Source organism: Streptomyces sp. NPDC054956 (assembly GCF_053609185.1).
This window is the reverse complement of record NZ_JBSGXB010000197.1, coordinates 1-14,333: the sequence shown is the minus strand read 5'-3', so window position 1 is coordinate 14,333 and position 14,333 is coordinate 1. Positions and strand designations below refer to the sequence as shown.

Sequence of the window (14,333 nt, the reverse complement as noted above, 5' to 3'; positions counted from 1 at the left end):
CTCCAGCCCCGCCGGCGTTTGAGGCGCGGGGTCTGGGGCGGAGCCCCAGGGGTCCGGGCGGAGCCTGGCTCTTTCAGCCCCGCCGGCGTTTGAGGCGCGGGTCCGGGCGGAGCCCGGGGAACGGTGGAAGGGCGGGTAGGGGACATGCCCCGCAGGGCCCACGGCCAAGGTGCCCCACGGCCAAGGTGCCCCACGGCCAAGGTGACCCGCGGCCCAGGGACCCGCGGCCCGGGGACCCACGGCCCAGGGGGCCGACGGCCCCAGGGCGGCGGCCCGGCCGGGCATGACCGGGCCGGTCGGCCGGGTGGCCGGCCCGGTCAGTCGACCCGGGTCTCGACCAGTGTCAGCACCGCCTCCGCCCCACCCAACCCATCCCCCGCCTGCCGGAACAAGAGCTCTGCCCCGATAACCTCCGCCTGCCCCGCCGCGATCGTCAGCCCCAGCCCGTGCCCCTTGCCCGCGCCGCCGGTCCGGAACCGTTGCGGGCCGTGGGCCACCAGGTAGTCGGGATAGCCGTCGCCGTGGTCCCGTACCGTCACCACCGGCCCGTCCACCGTCACCACCACCGGCGCCCGCCCGTGCTTGTGGGCGTTGGCGACCAGATTGCCCAGCACCCGTTCCAGCCGCCGCCGGTCCGTCTCCACGTGCGCGTCCCGCAGTACGACCACCTCCGTGTCCGTACCCGAGGCCCGAACCACCCGCTGGGCCAGGCGCCCCAGCTGGTGCAGGTCCGTCTCCACCGCCTCGCTGCGCGAGTCGAGCCGCGAGATCTCCAGCAGGTCCTCGGTGAGCTGGCGCATCGTGCGCACCCGCTCCTGCACCAGCTCCGTCGCCCGGCTCTCCGGCAGCAGCTCCGACGCCGCCTGCAGACCGGTGAGCGGGGTGCGCAGCTCGTGCGCGACGTCCGCCGTGAACCGCTGCTCGCTCTGCAGCTTCGACTGCAGGCTGCCCGCCATCGTGTCCAGCGCCGCCGCCACCGTGGCCACCTCGTCCTGGTGCCGCGAGGGGTCCTTGGTCCGCGGGTCGCCGACCCGCGCGTCCAGATCGCCCTGGGTGATCCGCCGGGCCACCGTCGCCGTCTGGTGCAGCCGCCGGGTCACGCGGGTCACGGCGAAGGCGCCCATCAGCAGGGTCCCGCCGATCGCCAGCACCGAGGAGCCGATGATCGCGTTGTCGAGCCCGCTGATCGTCCGCGCGCTCTGCCCGTAGTCGACGGCGGCGGCCAGCGCCTTCCCGTCGGCCGGGGCCGCCGCCCACATCGTCGGCCGGCCCTCGTAGTCCGCCACGACCGTCCCGCGCTGCCCGGACAGGGCCAGCGCCCGCAGAGCGGGCGGCAGTCCGACCGGATCCAGCCCGGACTCGGGCGGCAGCAGCTCGCCCGCCTCGTACGCGCGCGAGGCGTCGTTCAGCTTGCCGAGTGCCTTCTCCCGGGCCGTCGCCACGGTCTGCCGGGTCACCTCCACGTGCACCAGCGCGCCCAGTACCGCCGCGAGCGAGCAGCACATCACCACGATGAAGCAGGCCGACTTCCAGGTCAGGGTGGCCGTCCAGGCGGGCAGCCGGACCATCCTCACGGGGAGGCCCCCGCCGGGCCGCGACGCGCGACGCCGGTGCTCGGGACCGGACTCGGCTCCGGACTCTTCTCCGGACTCGCGGGAGTGGCGGCGGCGCTGCTCGGTTCGCCCCGGTGCACGCGGACGATCTGCTCCCGCGAGGGGAGCATCGAGCGCTGCGTCTCGTCCCAGGACCAGGTGGTGTCCACCTCGTAGCCGGCGTTGGCGCTCGGGACGCGCAGGATCACGTCCCGTCCGGCGAGCTCCACGGAGATCACGGTGTCGGTCGTCGCCATGATCCGGTTGAGCCGGCCCTCGGCGTCCGCCGTGTACACGCGTACGGACATCTGCTGGTCGGGGTACTCGATGCCGACGATGAGCTCGTCCTTGCCGTTGCCGGTGAGGTCCCGGTAGTACGGGGTCAGGACCGGGCACTTCTTGGGATCGGCGATGTCCGTCCCGCACGCCTCGATCGCGGTGGCGGTCTCCTCGGGCAGCCCGTCGGGACCGCTCCGGTCGCCCCGGTGGGCGCGCAGCTCCGCCTGGACGAGGGTCACCGGGTCGATGGAATGCACGTTCTGGTCCAGGACGGGATCGATCCCGGGCACGTACTCGGGCGGCGCTCCCCCCGGATCGGCGGGCGGTACGGAGGCCCCCTTGCGCCCGGGCCACAGGTGTACGGGTCCGCTCGCGGTCGGGGTCGGCCCGGCGGCGGCCAGTCCGCCGGCGTCACCACAGGCGGCCACCACCGGCAGCAGGAGGGGGAGCAGCAGCCCGGCGCCGAAGCGCCGGCTCCGGCGGCTCCGCCGACCGCGGCCGCGGGAGGGGACCGAGCTCACCACCCGTGCGCCCTCCTGTTCCGTGACCGTGTACCCGTCCACAGTAAGCAGAGGCGCATCGTTTCTGCCCGCGCGGCCGGGCCGGGCGGGCACGCTCGTGCCCCAGGACGACCTAGCTGTCGGTACGCCCGCGGCGCAGCATCGCGAAGCCCAGTCCGGCGGCGCCGACGGCAGCCATGCCACCGCCGGCGGCGAGCAGCAGCATGCCGTCACCGGGGCCGTCGGCCAGGGTCTGCAGGTGCAGCGCCTCGGCGGGCCGGGTACCCGCGCCCAGGGGCTCCCGTACGGACTCGTGCGCGGGCTCCCGTACGGAGGCGGCGACGACCACGCCGTCCCGGGAAGCGGTCTTGTGCCCGGTGCCGCCGGCGAGGCGGGCACCGGTCGCGTGGCCCTCGTCCCCGTTCCCGACCCAGGAGCTGAGCCGGCCGTCCGCCTGGAGCGCGAGGTGCAGCCGGCCCGCGTCGCCGAAGCCGGCGGCGCCGTCGCGGCTGGTCAGGGTGGCGGCCTTGGAACCGTCGGCGGCGAGGACCTCGGCCTGGTAGGCGCCCTTGGCGACGCGGTAGACGTTCGCCGTGGACACGCCGTCCGCGAGGGAGACGCTCTTGACCAGGGTCCGCGCGGGCGCCGCGGCCTGCGCGGAGGAAGCGGCGGGAACGCCCTCGGCCAGCGCCGCGGCCGCCGGGAACGCCAGCAGGGTTCCGGCACACACGGTCACGGCGGCGGCGCGTACGAGAGTGCGGCGGCTGCGGCTCACGGAGTTCACGGGGGAGTCCTTCGGTGCTGGTCAGGTCCTGGCGCGTCCAGGTGGGACCAACGTATGCACCGGCCGTTGCGGTAACGCGTTGCTTTTGTAACAGCCACACGGCAGCGAGCCGACGGAGTCGTTACACAGCACCCCCCCTCACACGCACCCGCAGGCGAACGGGACACAACCCACAACGGGGGGATTGCCGCCGGGGGCCGGGCCTGCTCCCATGGACGACGGGGGTGAGGCCGATGGCTTCGCGGGGACTGAGGGTGCTGCCGAGCGGCCGGCCGGGCCGCGGGCGGCTGTATGTGAACCTGCCGGACGGCCGGGCCGTGGCCTGGTACGACCGGCGGGCCAACCGGATCAGCGTCCTGGCGGACGAGCGCCGGGAGGAGATCCTGACGGCCTTGCGCCCGTACCTGAGCGGGACCGTCGCGATCGGCCCGCCACCCGTCCCCACGGCGGCGGACCTGCTCCGCCTGGCCCTCCCGTCCGACGAGGACCTGGCCCCGAACCGTCCCGGCGAGGCACTGCTCGGCGAGATCACCTACGGCTCCGCCGGCACCCGCGCCCGGCACCGGCTGCGCCAGGAGCTCGCGGCAAGGCAGCGCATGGGCGACGTACTGGACACGCTGGCGGAGTCCGAGGACTGGCGGGTCCTGCACTCCATCGCGGGGGTCGCGGACCACCTGGTGATCGGCCCGCCCGGGGTCTTCTGCGTCCGCACGGTCCAGGGCCGCAGGCAGCGCGCGGTGGCCGGCGACCTCCTCCTCACGGTGGGCCGCACCGAAGCCGGCCCGGACCCGCGCACGACCCGCCGCGCGGCGGCCCTGGCGACCCGCGCCCTGTCGGCCACGGTGATCCCGGTCCTGGCGGTGGTGGACGCGACCCGCGTCGAGGTGACCCCGACCCTCCGGGACGTCCGCGTGGTAACCCCCGCAACGGCCCCCACAACCCTGACCCAGTCGCCGACGACCCTCAAACCCCCGGACATAGAAGCCCTGTTCGCCACAGCCCGAGACCGCCGCACTTGGCACTGACCCCCACCGCCACGGAGAAGCCCCGCCGGCGTTCCACGGGCCGGGCAAATCCAGCCTCGCCGGCGTTCACGCACGGGCTGAACGGGCAAATCCAGCCCCGCCGGCGTTTGAGGCGCGGGGTCCGGGGCGGAGCCCCGGGAGGCCTCGGGCGAAGCCCGGGCTCCGCGTTCCGGGGCTCCGCCCCGGGGAGCCCCTGGGCGCAGCCCGGGCTTCACGGGTCCGGGCGGAGCTCGGGGAACGGTGGAAGGGCGGGTAGGGGACATGCCCCGCAGGGCCGAGCCTCAGGCGGAGGACCGCTTGCGCGGCGTCGCCGCCTTCTTCGCGGCAGCGCCACCGGCAGCCGTCTTGGCCGCCGCCGCAGCAGCCGCAGACTTGGCCGAGGCCGTCTTCTTCGCAGCCGCCGCGGACTTCTTCTTCGCAGCGGGCGCAGCAGCAGCCGTCGACTTCTTCCCGGCACCGGCACCGGCACCGGCCCCGCCCCGGGAACCCGCCGCCGACGCAGTCGATTTCTTCCCACCCACAGCCTTCGGCGCAGCCGAAGCCGTACCCGCAGCCTTCCGCCGAATCGGCGTAACCTCCGCCCCGGACCCAGAAGACCCCGACTCCGCCCGAGACGCCTTCGCCGCCCGCACACTGCTCTCCAACGCGGCCATCAGGTCGATGACTTGCCCCCCGCCCCCGACCGGCTCCGCCGTCACCGCGACCGCCTCGCCCCCACCCGCCTTCGCCGCGATCATCGCCTCCACGGCTTCCCGGTAGTCGTCGTGCAGCGAGTCCATCTCCACTTCCCCCAGCGTCGCCATCAGCGCGTCGGCCAGGTCGAGTTCGGCCTCGCGCACGGACACCGTCCCCTCCGGCGCCACCCCCTCCGGCGCCCGGATCTCGTCCGGCCACAGCAGCCCGTGCATCGCGATCACGTCGTCGACGACCCGCAGCATGCCCAGCCGTTCCCGACCGCGCAGCGCGTACTTGGCGATCGCCACCTTCCGGCTCCGCTTCAGCGCCTCCCGCAGCAGCGTGTACGGCTTCGCCGCCGTCGCCCCGCTCGCCGCGAGGTAGTACGCCGCGTCCATCTGCAACGGATCGATCTGCTCGGCCGGCACGAACGAAACGATCTCAATGGTCTTCGCGGTAGCGATGGGCAGCTGCGCCAGATCCTCATCGGTGATCGGAATGATGGACCCGTCCGCTTCCTCGTACCCCTTGCCGATCTCGGCGGTGGAGACTTCCTCCCCGTCCAGCTCGCAGACCTTGCGGTAGCGGACCCTTCCGCCATCACTCACATGGATCTGGCGGAAGGAGATCGAGTGGCTCTCGGTGGCGTTCACGAGCTTGATCGGAATGCTGACCAAGCCGAAGGAGATCGCCCCGTTCCATATGGATCGCACGGTTCCTCCTGTTTCGTGGCAATCTCATCGTATGACGCCGATCACAATGGTGGAGGGGCGTCGCATCGCGCTCAGCAATCTCGACAAGGTCCTGTACCCCGAGACCGGCTTCACCAAGGGCGAGGTGCTGCACTACTACGCCACCGTCGCCCCCGCGCTGCTGGCCCACGTCCACGACCGGCCGGTGTCGTTCCTGCGCTATCCGGACGGGCCGGACGGGCAGCTCTTCTTCACGAAGAACCCGCCGCCCGGCACCCCCGACTGGGTGAAAACCACGCCGGTTCCCCGCTCGGAGGACCTGCGGGCCGAACAGGTGGTCGTCGCCGACATGGCCACCCTCATGTGGGCCGCCAACCTCGTCGTCGAGTTCCACACCCCCCAGTGGCCGGCCGGCGCCCCCGCCCTCGCCGACCGGCTGATCCTCGACCTCGACCCCGGCCCGCCCGCCACCGTCGTCGAGTGCTGCGCCGCCGCCCTGTGGCTGCGCGGCCGGCTCGCCGCCGACGGCCTGCACGCCTTCGCCAAGACCTCCGGCTCCAAGGGCCTCCACCTGGCCGTACCCCTCGAGCCGACCCCCTCCGAGCGGGTGTCGGCGTACGCGAAGACCCTCGCCCAGGAGGCCGAGCGCGAGCTCCCCGACCTCGTCGTGCACCGGATGACCAAGGCGCTGCGCCCCGGCAAGGTCTTCGTGGACCACAGCCAGAACGCCGCCGCCAAGACCACCGCCGCCCCGTACACGCTGCGCGCCCGCGCCCTGCCGACCGTCTCCGCCCCGGTCTCCTGGGCCGAGGTCGAGGCCTGCGGCAGCCCCTCCGACCTGGTCTTCCTCGCCGACGCCGTCGCGCTGCGGCTGGAGCGCGACGGCGATCTCTTCGGCCCCCTGCTGGACCCCGGCCTGGCGGGGCGACTGCCGTGATCACCGTCGCGCTCGCCACCGCCGTACGGAGCCTGCCGCGCGGGCCCGGGCTCGCGTACGAGCCGAAGTTCGACGGCCACCGCCTCGTCGTCGTGCGCACCGTGGAAGGGGTGAGCCTGCAGGCCCGCTCCGGCCGTATCGTCACCGACGCCTTCCCCGATCTCGCCGCCGCCGCACGGCAGTTGCCCGCCGGGACCGTGCTCGACGGGGAGGTGGTCGTCTGGCACGCCGGCCGCACCGACTTCGCCCTCGTACAGCGCCGGGCGGCGGCCGCCTCCGCGGCGCGGGCCGCCGTACTGGCACAGACGCTGCCGGCCTCGTACGCCGCGTTCGACGTCCTGGAGCTCGCCGGGCTGGACCTGCGCGCCCGGCCGTACGAGCGCAGGCGCGCCCTCCTCGTGGACCTCCTGCTGCCGCTGGGACCGCCGCTCCAGCCGGTGCCGATGACGACCGACCCGGAGCTGGCGGAGACCTGGTACGAGACCCTGCCCGCCAGCGGCATCGAGGGCCTGGTCGTCAAGCGGATGGACCAGGCCTACCCGGCGGGGCGGCGCGGCTGGCAGAAGCTGCGGCACACGAACGTCCGCGACGCGGCGGTGGTCGGCTACACGGGCCCGGCGCGGCGCCCGCTGGCCCTGGTCCTGGTCCTGCCGGTCGGGGACGAGACCCCGCTGGTGTCGAGCCCGCTGACGGCGGCGCTCCGGGCGGAGGTGGCGGCGGCTGTGGCGGCGCGGGGCCCGGCGGGTGGCCCGGCGGGGCGGGCGGCCCGGGGAGGCGGCGGCGGGGCGGAGGCCACGGTCACGGCCATCGGACTCGGCGTGGTCCCCTTCCGCCCGCTGGACCCGCCGCTGGCGGCCGAGGTCCGCCACACCTCGACCCGCCACCCCCCGCCCGAGGTACTGCGCCTGCGCACGGACCTGTGACCCGCCACGAGGCGGGTCACAGGCATGGCCGGTGGGGTCAGGGGATCGGGGGCGGGCCGGACGTCGGCCGGGAACCCGGTCGTGCTCCGGGCTTCCGGACGGCTCAGGCGGGTTTCACACCGCCCAGCGGCGGCACGGTCGGGGGCTGCTTCCGGGGCCGCGGATTGGGATGCTCGTATCCGGACTCCCGCGCGGCCCGCGAGTCCTCCTGATGGCTGGAGGTCCGGGAGCCGAAGTTCCCGTACCCCTGCATCTCGTGCGGACGCAGCCCGCTCTTGGGGAATTCGACGTACTCCCGCTCCTCGGAGACCTCGTACACCGCACCGCCGTCGGGCAGGTGGGGCTGGCTCTCCGGAGTGGGGGGTGCGGGTTCGTGTGCCCGGACCCGCTTGCCCAGCATGAAGCCGCCGAGCAGGAAGCCGACCACGATGAGCCCGACTACCAGGAACCACGCGATGTTGGTCAGAGTTCTGTCCAACGCGAGGAAGGTCAGAGTCGTGTCCATACCTCCTATTTTCCCGCATTCCAGATAATTCACCCGATCGGGACGGCCAGCCCTTGAGCACACCGTCGGGCCAGCCCTTCAGCACGCGGTCGGGCCAGCCCCTCGGCGGGCCGTCGGGCTAGCCCTTCAGCGGACCGTCGGAATCCCGCACCCCGCGCACGTCCCGCCCCCCGAGCACCGCGAGGATCTCCGCGCAGATCGCCAGCGCGGTCTCCGCCGGGGTCTGGCCGCCGAGGTCCAGGCCGATCGGCCCGTGCACCGTCCGCAGCCGCTCCTCGCTCACCCCGGCCGCGAGCAGCCCCTCCCGGCGCCGCGCGGTGGTCTTGCGGGACCCGAGCGCGCCGACGTACGGGATCCCGAGCGCGAGCGCGGTGCGCAGCGTCGGCACGTCGAACTCCGGATCATGGCTGAGCATCGCCAGACAGGCTGCGTCCCTGCGGGCCTCGAGCAGCTTCGCGGCTTCCGGGACGGCGGTCACGATGCTGACGTCCCACCCGAGCAGCCGGGCCTGCGCCTCGATGACCTCGGCGAGCTCCCCGGTCCCGCCGATGACCACGTACGGGGCCGACGGGTACGCCTCCACCAGCACCAGCCCGGACTCCCCGTACAGCGCGTCCCGGCCCGGCCGCCGCGTCCCCAGCAGCTCGCCGGCCCGCCGCTCGGCATCGCTCGCGGGCACGTCCGTACCCCGCACCACGACACTGACGGCCTGATCCGCCGCCTCGTTGAGCTGGGTCACGAGCGCGACCCCGACCCCCTGCCCCAGCAGCTCCCACCACTCGGCGGGAATCGCGCCGAGCGGCTGCAGCAGCACCTCGGCCTGCCCGCCACACGTCAGCTTCGCCTCGACGGCCTCCCCGGCCCCCACGGACACCTCGCACACCCGCGCGGTCTCCTCGGCCCCCATGGCCGAGGCCTCGGCAACCAACTCCGCGTCGAACACCCCCCGGTACAGGGCCCCGACACATTCCCCCCGTACGTCCACGAGCACGGCCCCGGCCGGATCGCGCGGCCCGAACCCCTGCTCGGTCACGGGCCGGGCCAGGAACCCGCCCCGCCCCTCGGCCGCCCACTGCCGCGCCGTCTCCACCAAGTCACGCATCCGCGCCGCCCCATCCTCATCGTCAGAGCACGCCACAAAGCACCAGGTCAGCGACACAAAGTGGCCTCAACGCCAACCTACGCACCCACGTCCCCCCTCCCCACCCCCCAAAACCCACAGACCCACCCCCACTTCCTTCGTACGGACCACCGGAACCGCACGAAGGCGATCAGTCGCGGACGGCAGGGCCGCGGAACTGGGAAGCCCGCATGCCGCACCGCCCCTCGCACTACGCTGGCGGGGTGAATTCGCGCACCGCCCTGGAGAAGTGGCTCAAGCAGCTTCCGGAACAACGGCTGACCGCCCTGCTCGAGGAACGGGACCTCCCTCTCGCCGCCGGCTACACCCGCCTGACGACTCCCCGCGAACTCGCCGAGCACCTGCTCACGGACGAGTCGGTGGCGTGCGGACTGACGGCCGGGACCGCGGGGGACATGGAACTGCTGGCCTCGGTCGCGGCACTGGCCCTGCGACGGCACGGGCCCGTCACCGGGCAGGCCGCGCCCTCGTCCCACTACGGGTGGCGCCCCGCGCCGGTCACCGTGCGGGTGGAGCCGTCCGAACGGCTGGTGCCCGAGAAGGACGTGCTGGCCTGGTTCACGGAAGGCGGCGCGCGACGGCGGGCGGCGGACGCCCTCGCCCGCCTACGGGAACGCGGACTGCTGCTGCCCGCTCCGAAGGGCCAGTTGGCGGTCCCGCCCCTGCTGCACGTCCGGGCGGCCGGTTTCGACGGTTACGGCAGGCCGGCGGACCGGCTGCTGACGGCCGCCTACAACGCGCCCGAGGTCAAACGGATCGCCAACGTGCTGTTCGGCGAGAGCGCGGCACGCACGCGCCCCGAGGCCCAGACCCGCATCACGACTTTGCTGGCCGATCCCGTTCAGGTACGTGACCTGGTGTCCCAGGCGCCGCCACGGGCCCGCGAACTGCTGGACAACCTGGTTCTCGGGCCACCCCTGCTGCGTACCCACTGCTTCACCACCCAGTACGGCTCGTACGGCGGACCCAGCGCCAAGTACGCCTTCCGGGAGGGCGGCAGTGGGGACGAGGGCACTGACTGGCTTGCCGCACGCGCGCTGCTCCTTCCCGCCGGACCGGACCTGGCGGAACTCCCGTACGAGGTGTCCCGCGCCCTGCGCGACGGTGAGGGCGCGCCCTGTCCCCGCCTGGAGCCGGAACCGCTCGCCCACACCGTCCCGCTGCCGCGCGGCTGGGACGGCCAGGGCGGCGCCGCGGCCGGAGCGGCCGCATGGCGCGCGGAGCTGGTCCTACGGGCGTTGGCCGCGCAACCGGTCACGGTCCGCAAGGCGGGCGGTATCGCCGTACGGGACACCCGGCGCCTGGCCAAGTCGGCCGGTGCGAGCGAGGCGGACACCCGCCTGTGGCTCGACCTCGCCGTCAACGCCGGCCTGGCCGCCCCCCAGGCCGAAGAGCCCGCCCCCGCGCGCCGCAGGCGGCAGGCGGCACCCAAGCCCGCGGCTCGTCTTCTCCCCAGCGACCGCTACGACCTGTGGGCGGCGGCTCCGCCGGCCGGGAAGCTGCTGCCGCTGATCGCGGCCTGGGCGGTGGTCCCCGAGGTGCTCACCCACTGGCCGGACGACGGCGAGACCCCGGTGGCACTGATCAGCCCCCAGGACGGGTACGCCGTCCCGCTGCGCCGGGGAGCACTGCGCGCGCTCGCCGACTTGGCGCACGGCCAGGGCCTGGACCTGACGACGGCGGACTCGTACGTCGACCTGCTGGAACGGGCCGCCTGGTACCAGCCGTTGCTGAGTTCCTTCCTCGCCAACGACGCGGCAGGACAGCTGCTGGGCGACGACGACATCACGGGCCGCCTCCGGTCGACCCTGGAAGAGGCAGAGCTGCTGGGCCTGCTGGCCCAGGGCGCCCTCACCCCGGCCGGGCGCGCGGTCAGCGCACTGTTGGAGGCGGGCGCGGGCCACCACTACCCCGCCGTGCCGGGCGCGGGCACGGACCCGACGGCCCTCGGCACGGACGGCCTGGGCGAGGACCTGACCGCCCGCCCGGCTCTCGCCCGCGCGGTGGCCAACCTCCGCGCCGCCCTGTACGAAACACTCCCCGCGCCCAGCACCACCGCACGTTTCCAAGCAGACCTGACGGCCACGGTCACCGGAGCCCCGGCCCCGGACCTGGCCGAACTCCTCTCCTCAGTAGGTGACATCGAGTCGGAGGGCCACGCGGTCGTCTGGCGGATCACCGCGGCTTCCCTGCGCCGCGCGATGGACGCGGGCTGGAGCGCAGACGACCTCCTGGATCGCCTGACGGGGGTGAGTGAACGCGCAACCCCGCTGCCGCAGCCCCTCACCTACACGATCAAGGACACCGCCCGTACGCACGGACAGCTGCGCGTGGTCCGCTCGGCCTGCTGCATCCGCTCCGACGACACCGCCCTGATCGCCGAGGTCGCCCAGGCCCGGGGCCTCGCCAAGCTGGGCCTGCGCCGCATCGCACCCACCGTCCTGATCTCCACGGCCGCACCGGAGGAGACCCTGACGGCCCTGCGCACGGCAGGCTACGCCCCGACCCAGGAGGCCGCCACCGGCACCACGGTCCTGGACCGCGCGCCCACGGAACGCGCACGCAGCCTCCTGCGCACGCTGGACGAGGCGCACCGGCAACCCGGCGAGGGGACGCGCGGAGCCGCACCCAGCGCCCGCGCCCTGGCCGCCCGACTCCTGGACCGGACGTGAACGGACCGGTCAGCGCACCTGGGAGCTCGCGATACCGGGCGACTTCGGACTCCTGTTCCATCCAGATGTTGCCCGTCGGGGTCTCCGTCAGCACCAGGTTCTGCGCCGAAACCCGCGGGAAGCTCATCAGCAGGTACGGGCCGAACATACCTGAGTGCGCCCCACGCGAGAACGGCAGTACCTGGACGGTGATGTTGGGCTGTTCCCCCATATCTGCCAGGTGCTCCAGCTGATCACGCATCACGGCCGCTCCACCCACCTGCTGGTGGAGTACTCCCTCGGCAAGGACAGCCCAGAGTTCCAACTGCCCCTCACCGGTCAGCCTCTCCTGTCGAGCCAAGCGCACCTGTACGAACTGCTCGACCTCCTCGGCGCTGTGCCAGGCGCGTGAGGCGACGGTGATCGCCCGCCCGTATGCAGCGGTCTGGAGGAGCCCCGGCACCAGCTGCGCCTGGAAGGTCCTGACGCTGTCGCATATGTCTTCCATCTCGATGTAGTCGCGGTAGGCGTCAGCGAGAACCGATCCGTATTGATGCCACCATCCCTCGCGGCGCCGGTGATTGGCCCTCTGGGCCAGGGCGCCCAGCCGTTCCCGGGTTTCGGGATCGGTCACGCTGTACGCGTCCATGAGCGCAACGAGATCGGGTGTCCGAACCGGCACATGACCGTTCTCGATCCGGCTGATCTTGCCGCCGGTGCAGTCGAGGGCCTTGGCGGCAGCGGCGGTGGTGAGACCCGCCGCCTCGCGCAGGCGCCGGAGTTCGTCGCCGAGCTGGCGACCGAGCGCGATGGAGGGCTTCACGTTCGGAATAGGTAACTCCCCACCAGAACACTCTTCTTGAGGCCCGCACTCTTCCCGAATGAGTGAATCTCGCGATTCTGCGGCATTCAATATTGCGCGGATCGACTCCGGCGCGGCACGCTCAGCGGACGGTGTCGAACACCGCTGCATGCAAGCCGACTTGATCAACAGCCATCAACCCTCAGGGGGCCGCAGCGTGCCACGGGCTCGCGCGGCGCTGCACGCCGTACTCGGGGACTGGGGCGCGGGGGACGATCTCCTCCACAATGCAGAACTCGTCCTCTCCGAGCTCGTGACCAACGCCCTGCACGTACCGGTGCCCAGCGACCGCCAGATCGGCGTCCGGAGCGCACACTCCTCGCGGGACAGCCTGCTGTGCCTGGAGGTGAGCGACGCCGGCTCCGGCCGGCCGGAGATCGGGCGCGCCGAAGCAGACGACGAGCACGGGCGCGGGCTACGCGTGGTGGATGCCCTCAGCCACCGCTGGGGCGTCAGCGCCCGCGCGGGCGGAATCGGCAAGACCGTCTGGTCGGAGCTGAAGGCCCCCGACCTCGTGCCCACCCCCGCGACGAAAAACATCGCGGCGATCGCGGTCCGGCCCGGCCAGCAGGTCCGAGCCTGGGGCGCGTGGCGCCCGGTCCGCAGTGTGCGGACGGCGCAACACGCCACAGGCGGCCTGACGGTCGTCCTCGGCCTGGACGAAGGCCCGCCCCTCCCCCTCCCCGCCAAGGAACCGCTGTCCGTACGAGGGCTGCCGTAGGGTGAAACGCGCCGTGCGAGTGCCGAGCCCCGTCTACGCCCAGGCCCCGCACTCACTCCCCGCAGGCAAGGTCTCCGGCAAGAGGTGGACCGACTCCGGGAATCGCCACGACAGGCGCGGACTGAGGTCGTGAGAGGTCAAGGCGGACCGGCCGGTGCCGATCCCACCGGTTCTGGTGGCAATGCTTCGCGATCACATCAAGGAATTCGGCAAGGCCAAGGACGGCAGGATCTTCTCCAACGAGCGTGGAGCCGTGCTGGGTACCTCGAGCTATTGGAGGGTGTGACAGGAAGCGCGGCAGTTCGCGCTGCCGCCGGACAGGGCGGCTGCGCCCCTTGCCTGTCGGCAGTACGACCTGCGGCACACCTGCATCACCAACTGGCTGAATGCCGAGGTGCCGGTGGCCGAGCGGCGTCGCTACGCGTGGGTGATGTACCGGCACAGCGATGTGACGCCAACGGAAGCTCGGGCGGCGGCCTTGGAGTAGTACCCCTATGAGTCGAGCGATGCGCCGTATCGCGGACTCGTGTTCCATGACGAGGCATGGCACTGGGCAATGCTGGCGATCCACGGGGATCGGTACACGGTAGAGCGTCCCGAACTGGTTCAGCCTTCGGCCGGCTACGAGGCTCTTGAGTGAATACCCGGAGATCAAGCGGTCCGGACACCCATGAGGGGATGGTGACCCGGGCTCGACGGAGGCGCCTGAACCGCCGTGTGTGGCCCACGCGCTCCTCACACGGGACCGGTGCGTAACAACGACAAAGGCCCGGACTCAGTGGGACTGAGTGCGTTGTGGCAAAGGGAGTCCCTGTTCGATGAGCAGGGGCTTCTTCGTGTGCGGGGCATGACCGGGGCGGGGTAGGGGCAGGCAGCGGACGGCTTGTTGTTGATCGAGGAGGGTGCGATGCCGTCGGTGCTGGGGTTGATGGAACAGCGTGAGGCGCGGGCGAGGCAGGACCTGGAGTCCTGGACGGAGGTCCTGGAGCAGGCTCAGGCGGAGGTGGATGCCGCGCGGGAGCGAGTCGAGCGGGCCCGGGTGGGGC

Annotated in this window: 11 protein-coding genes and 1 pseudogene; 5 read left to right on the top strand and 7 right to left on the bottom strand. The window is 73.0% G+C overall.

The window, feature by feature from the left end:
- Positions 1-317: 317 nt before the first annotated feature.
- The 3 genes from ACWGDE_RS26110 to ACWGDE_RS26100 all read right to left on the bottom strand — a co-directional run bounded on the left by ACWGDE_RS26110 (position 318) and on the right by ACWGDE_RS26100 (position 3,155).
- Positions 318-1,568, bottom strand: a complete 1,251-nt coding sequence (locus tag ACWGDE_RS26110) for a histidine kinase dimerization/phospho-acceptor domain-containing protein (protein WP_453391464.1) — start codon at positions 1,566-1,568, stop codon at positions 318-320.
- 2 nt (positions 1,569-1,570) lie between these two features.
- Positions 1,571-2,392 (bottom strand): hypothetical protein, encoded by an 822-nt coding sequence (locus ACWGDE_RS26105; protein WP_453391462.1) that lies wholly within the window; start codon positions 2,390-2,392, stop codon positions 1,571-1,573.
- Between the two features lie 112 nt (positions 2,393-2,504).
- A complete protein-coding gene (locus tag ACWGDE_RS26100) occupies positions 2,505-3,155 on the bottom strand; it encodes a hypothetical protein (protein WP_453391461.1) in 651 nt (216 codons plus the stop codon).
- A 233-nt stretch (positions 3,156-3,388) separates the two neighbouring features.
- Between ACWGDE_RS26100 and ACWGDE_RS26095 the strand changes: the two genes are divergently transcribed.
- Positions 3,389-4,180, top strand: coding sequence for a nuclease-related domain-containing protein (locus tag ACWGDE_RS26095; RefSeq protein ID WP_453391460.1), 792 nt, complete (start codon positions 3,389-3,391; stop codon positions 4,178-4,180).
- Between the two features lie 281 nt (positions 4,181-4,461).
- Here ACWGDE_RS26095 and ku read toward each other — a convergent pair whose 3' ends face one another.
- On the bottom strand, positions 4,462-5,568 hold the full coding sequence (ku, locus tag ACWGDE_RS26090; protein ID WP_453391459.1) for a non-homologous end joining protein Ku: 1,107 nt from the start codon (positions 5,566-5,568) through the stop codon (positions 4,462-4,464).
- 31 nt (positions 5,569-5,599) lie between these two features.
- Between ku and ligD the strand changes: the two genes are divergently transcribed.
- Positions 5,600-6,484 carry a non-homologous end-joining DNA ligase gene (gene ligD, locus ACWGDE_RS26085; protein WP_453391458.1) on the top strand — a complete coding sequence of 295 codons (885 nt, stop codon included), beginning with the start codon at positions 5,600-5,602 and terminating at the stop codon, positions 6,482-6,484.
- On the top strand, positions 6,484-7,407 hold the full coding sequence (locus ACWGDE_RS26080) for an ATP-dependent DNA ligase (RefSeq protein WP_453391463.1): 924 nt from the start codon (positions 6,484-6,486) through the stop codon (positions 7,405-7,407). The genes ligD and ACWGDE_RS26080 overlap by 1 nt, the downstream gene beginning before the upstream one ends.
- Before the next feature lie 103 nt (positions 7,408-7,510).
- Here the strand turns inward: ACWGDE_RS26080 and ACWGDE_RS26075 are convergent, their stop codons facing one another.
- Together ACWGDE_RS26075 and ACWGDE_RS26070 are read right to left on the bottom strand one after the other, a co-directional pair.
- The gene (locus tag ACWGDE_RS26075) at positions 7,511-7,912 is read right to left on the bottom strand and encodes a DUF6479 family protein (RefSeq protein WP_453391457.1); all 402 of its coding nucleotides are present in this window, start codon (positions 7,910-7,912) and stop codon (positions 7,511-7,513) included.
- Positions 7,913-8,030: 118 nt separating this feature from the next.
- Positions 8,031-9,014, bottom strand: a complete 984-nt coding sequence (locus ACWGDE_RS26070; protein WP_453391456.1) for an XdhC family protein — start codon at positions 9,012-9,014, stop codon at positions 8,031-8,033.
- A 242-nt stretch (positions 9,015-9,256) separates the two neighbouring features.
- Here ACWGDE_RS26070 and ACWGDE_RS26065 point away from each other — a divergent pair, with 242 nt between their 5' ends.
- Positions 9,257-11,725: a helicase-associated domain-containing protein gene (locus ACWGDE_RS26065; RefSeq protein ID WP_453391455.1), complete on the top strand. Its 2,469-nt coding sequence runs from the start codon at positions 9,257-9,259 to the stop codon at positions 11,723-11,725.
- Positions 11,726-11,747: 22 nt separating this feature from the next.
- Here ACWGDE_RS26065 and ACWGDE_RS26060 read toward each other — a convergent pair.
- A pseudogene (locus ACWGDE_RS26060) lies at positions 11,748-12,536 on the bottom strand (helix-turn-helix domain-containing protein); the annotation flags it as partial.
- A gap of 187 nt (positions 12,537-12,723) precedes the next feature.
- Between ACWGDE_RS26060 and ACWGDE_RS26055 the strand changes: the two are divergent.
- A complete protein-coding gene (locus ACWGDE_RS26055) occupies positions 12,724-13,287 on the top strand; it encodes an ATP-binding protein (RefSeq protein WP_453391454.1) in 564 nt (187 codons plus the stop codon).
- Positions 13,288-14,333 lie beyond the last annotated feature (1,046 nt).

What these genes read in the sequence shown, in the direction of transcription:
- ACWGDE_RS26095 (WP_453391460.1), top strand. Translation starts at nt 3,389, where the DNA reads ATGGCTTCGCGGGGACTGAGGGTGCTGCCGAGCGGCCGGCCGGGCCGC.
- ACWGDE_RS26070 (WP_453391456.1), bottom strand. Translation starts at nt 9,014, where the DNA reads ATGCGTGACTTGGTGGAGACGGCGCGGCAGTGGGCGGCCGAGGGGCGG.
- ACWGDE_RS26075 (WP_453391457.1), bottom strand. Translation starts at nt 7,912, where the DNA reads ATGGACACGACTCTGACCTTCCTCGCGTTGGACAGAACTCTGACCAAC.
- ACWGDE_RS26110 (WP_453391464.1), bottom strand. Translation starts at nt 1,568, where the DNA reads ATGGTCCGGCTGCCCGCCTGGACGGCCACCCTGACCTGGAAGTCGGCC.
- ligD (WP_453391458.1), top strand. Translation starts at nt 5,600, where the DNA reads ATGACGCCGATCACAATGGTGGAGGGGCGTCGCATCGCGCTCAGCAAT.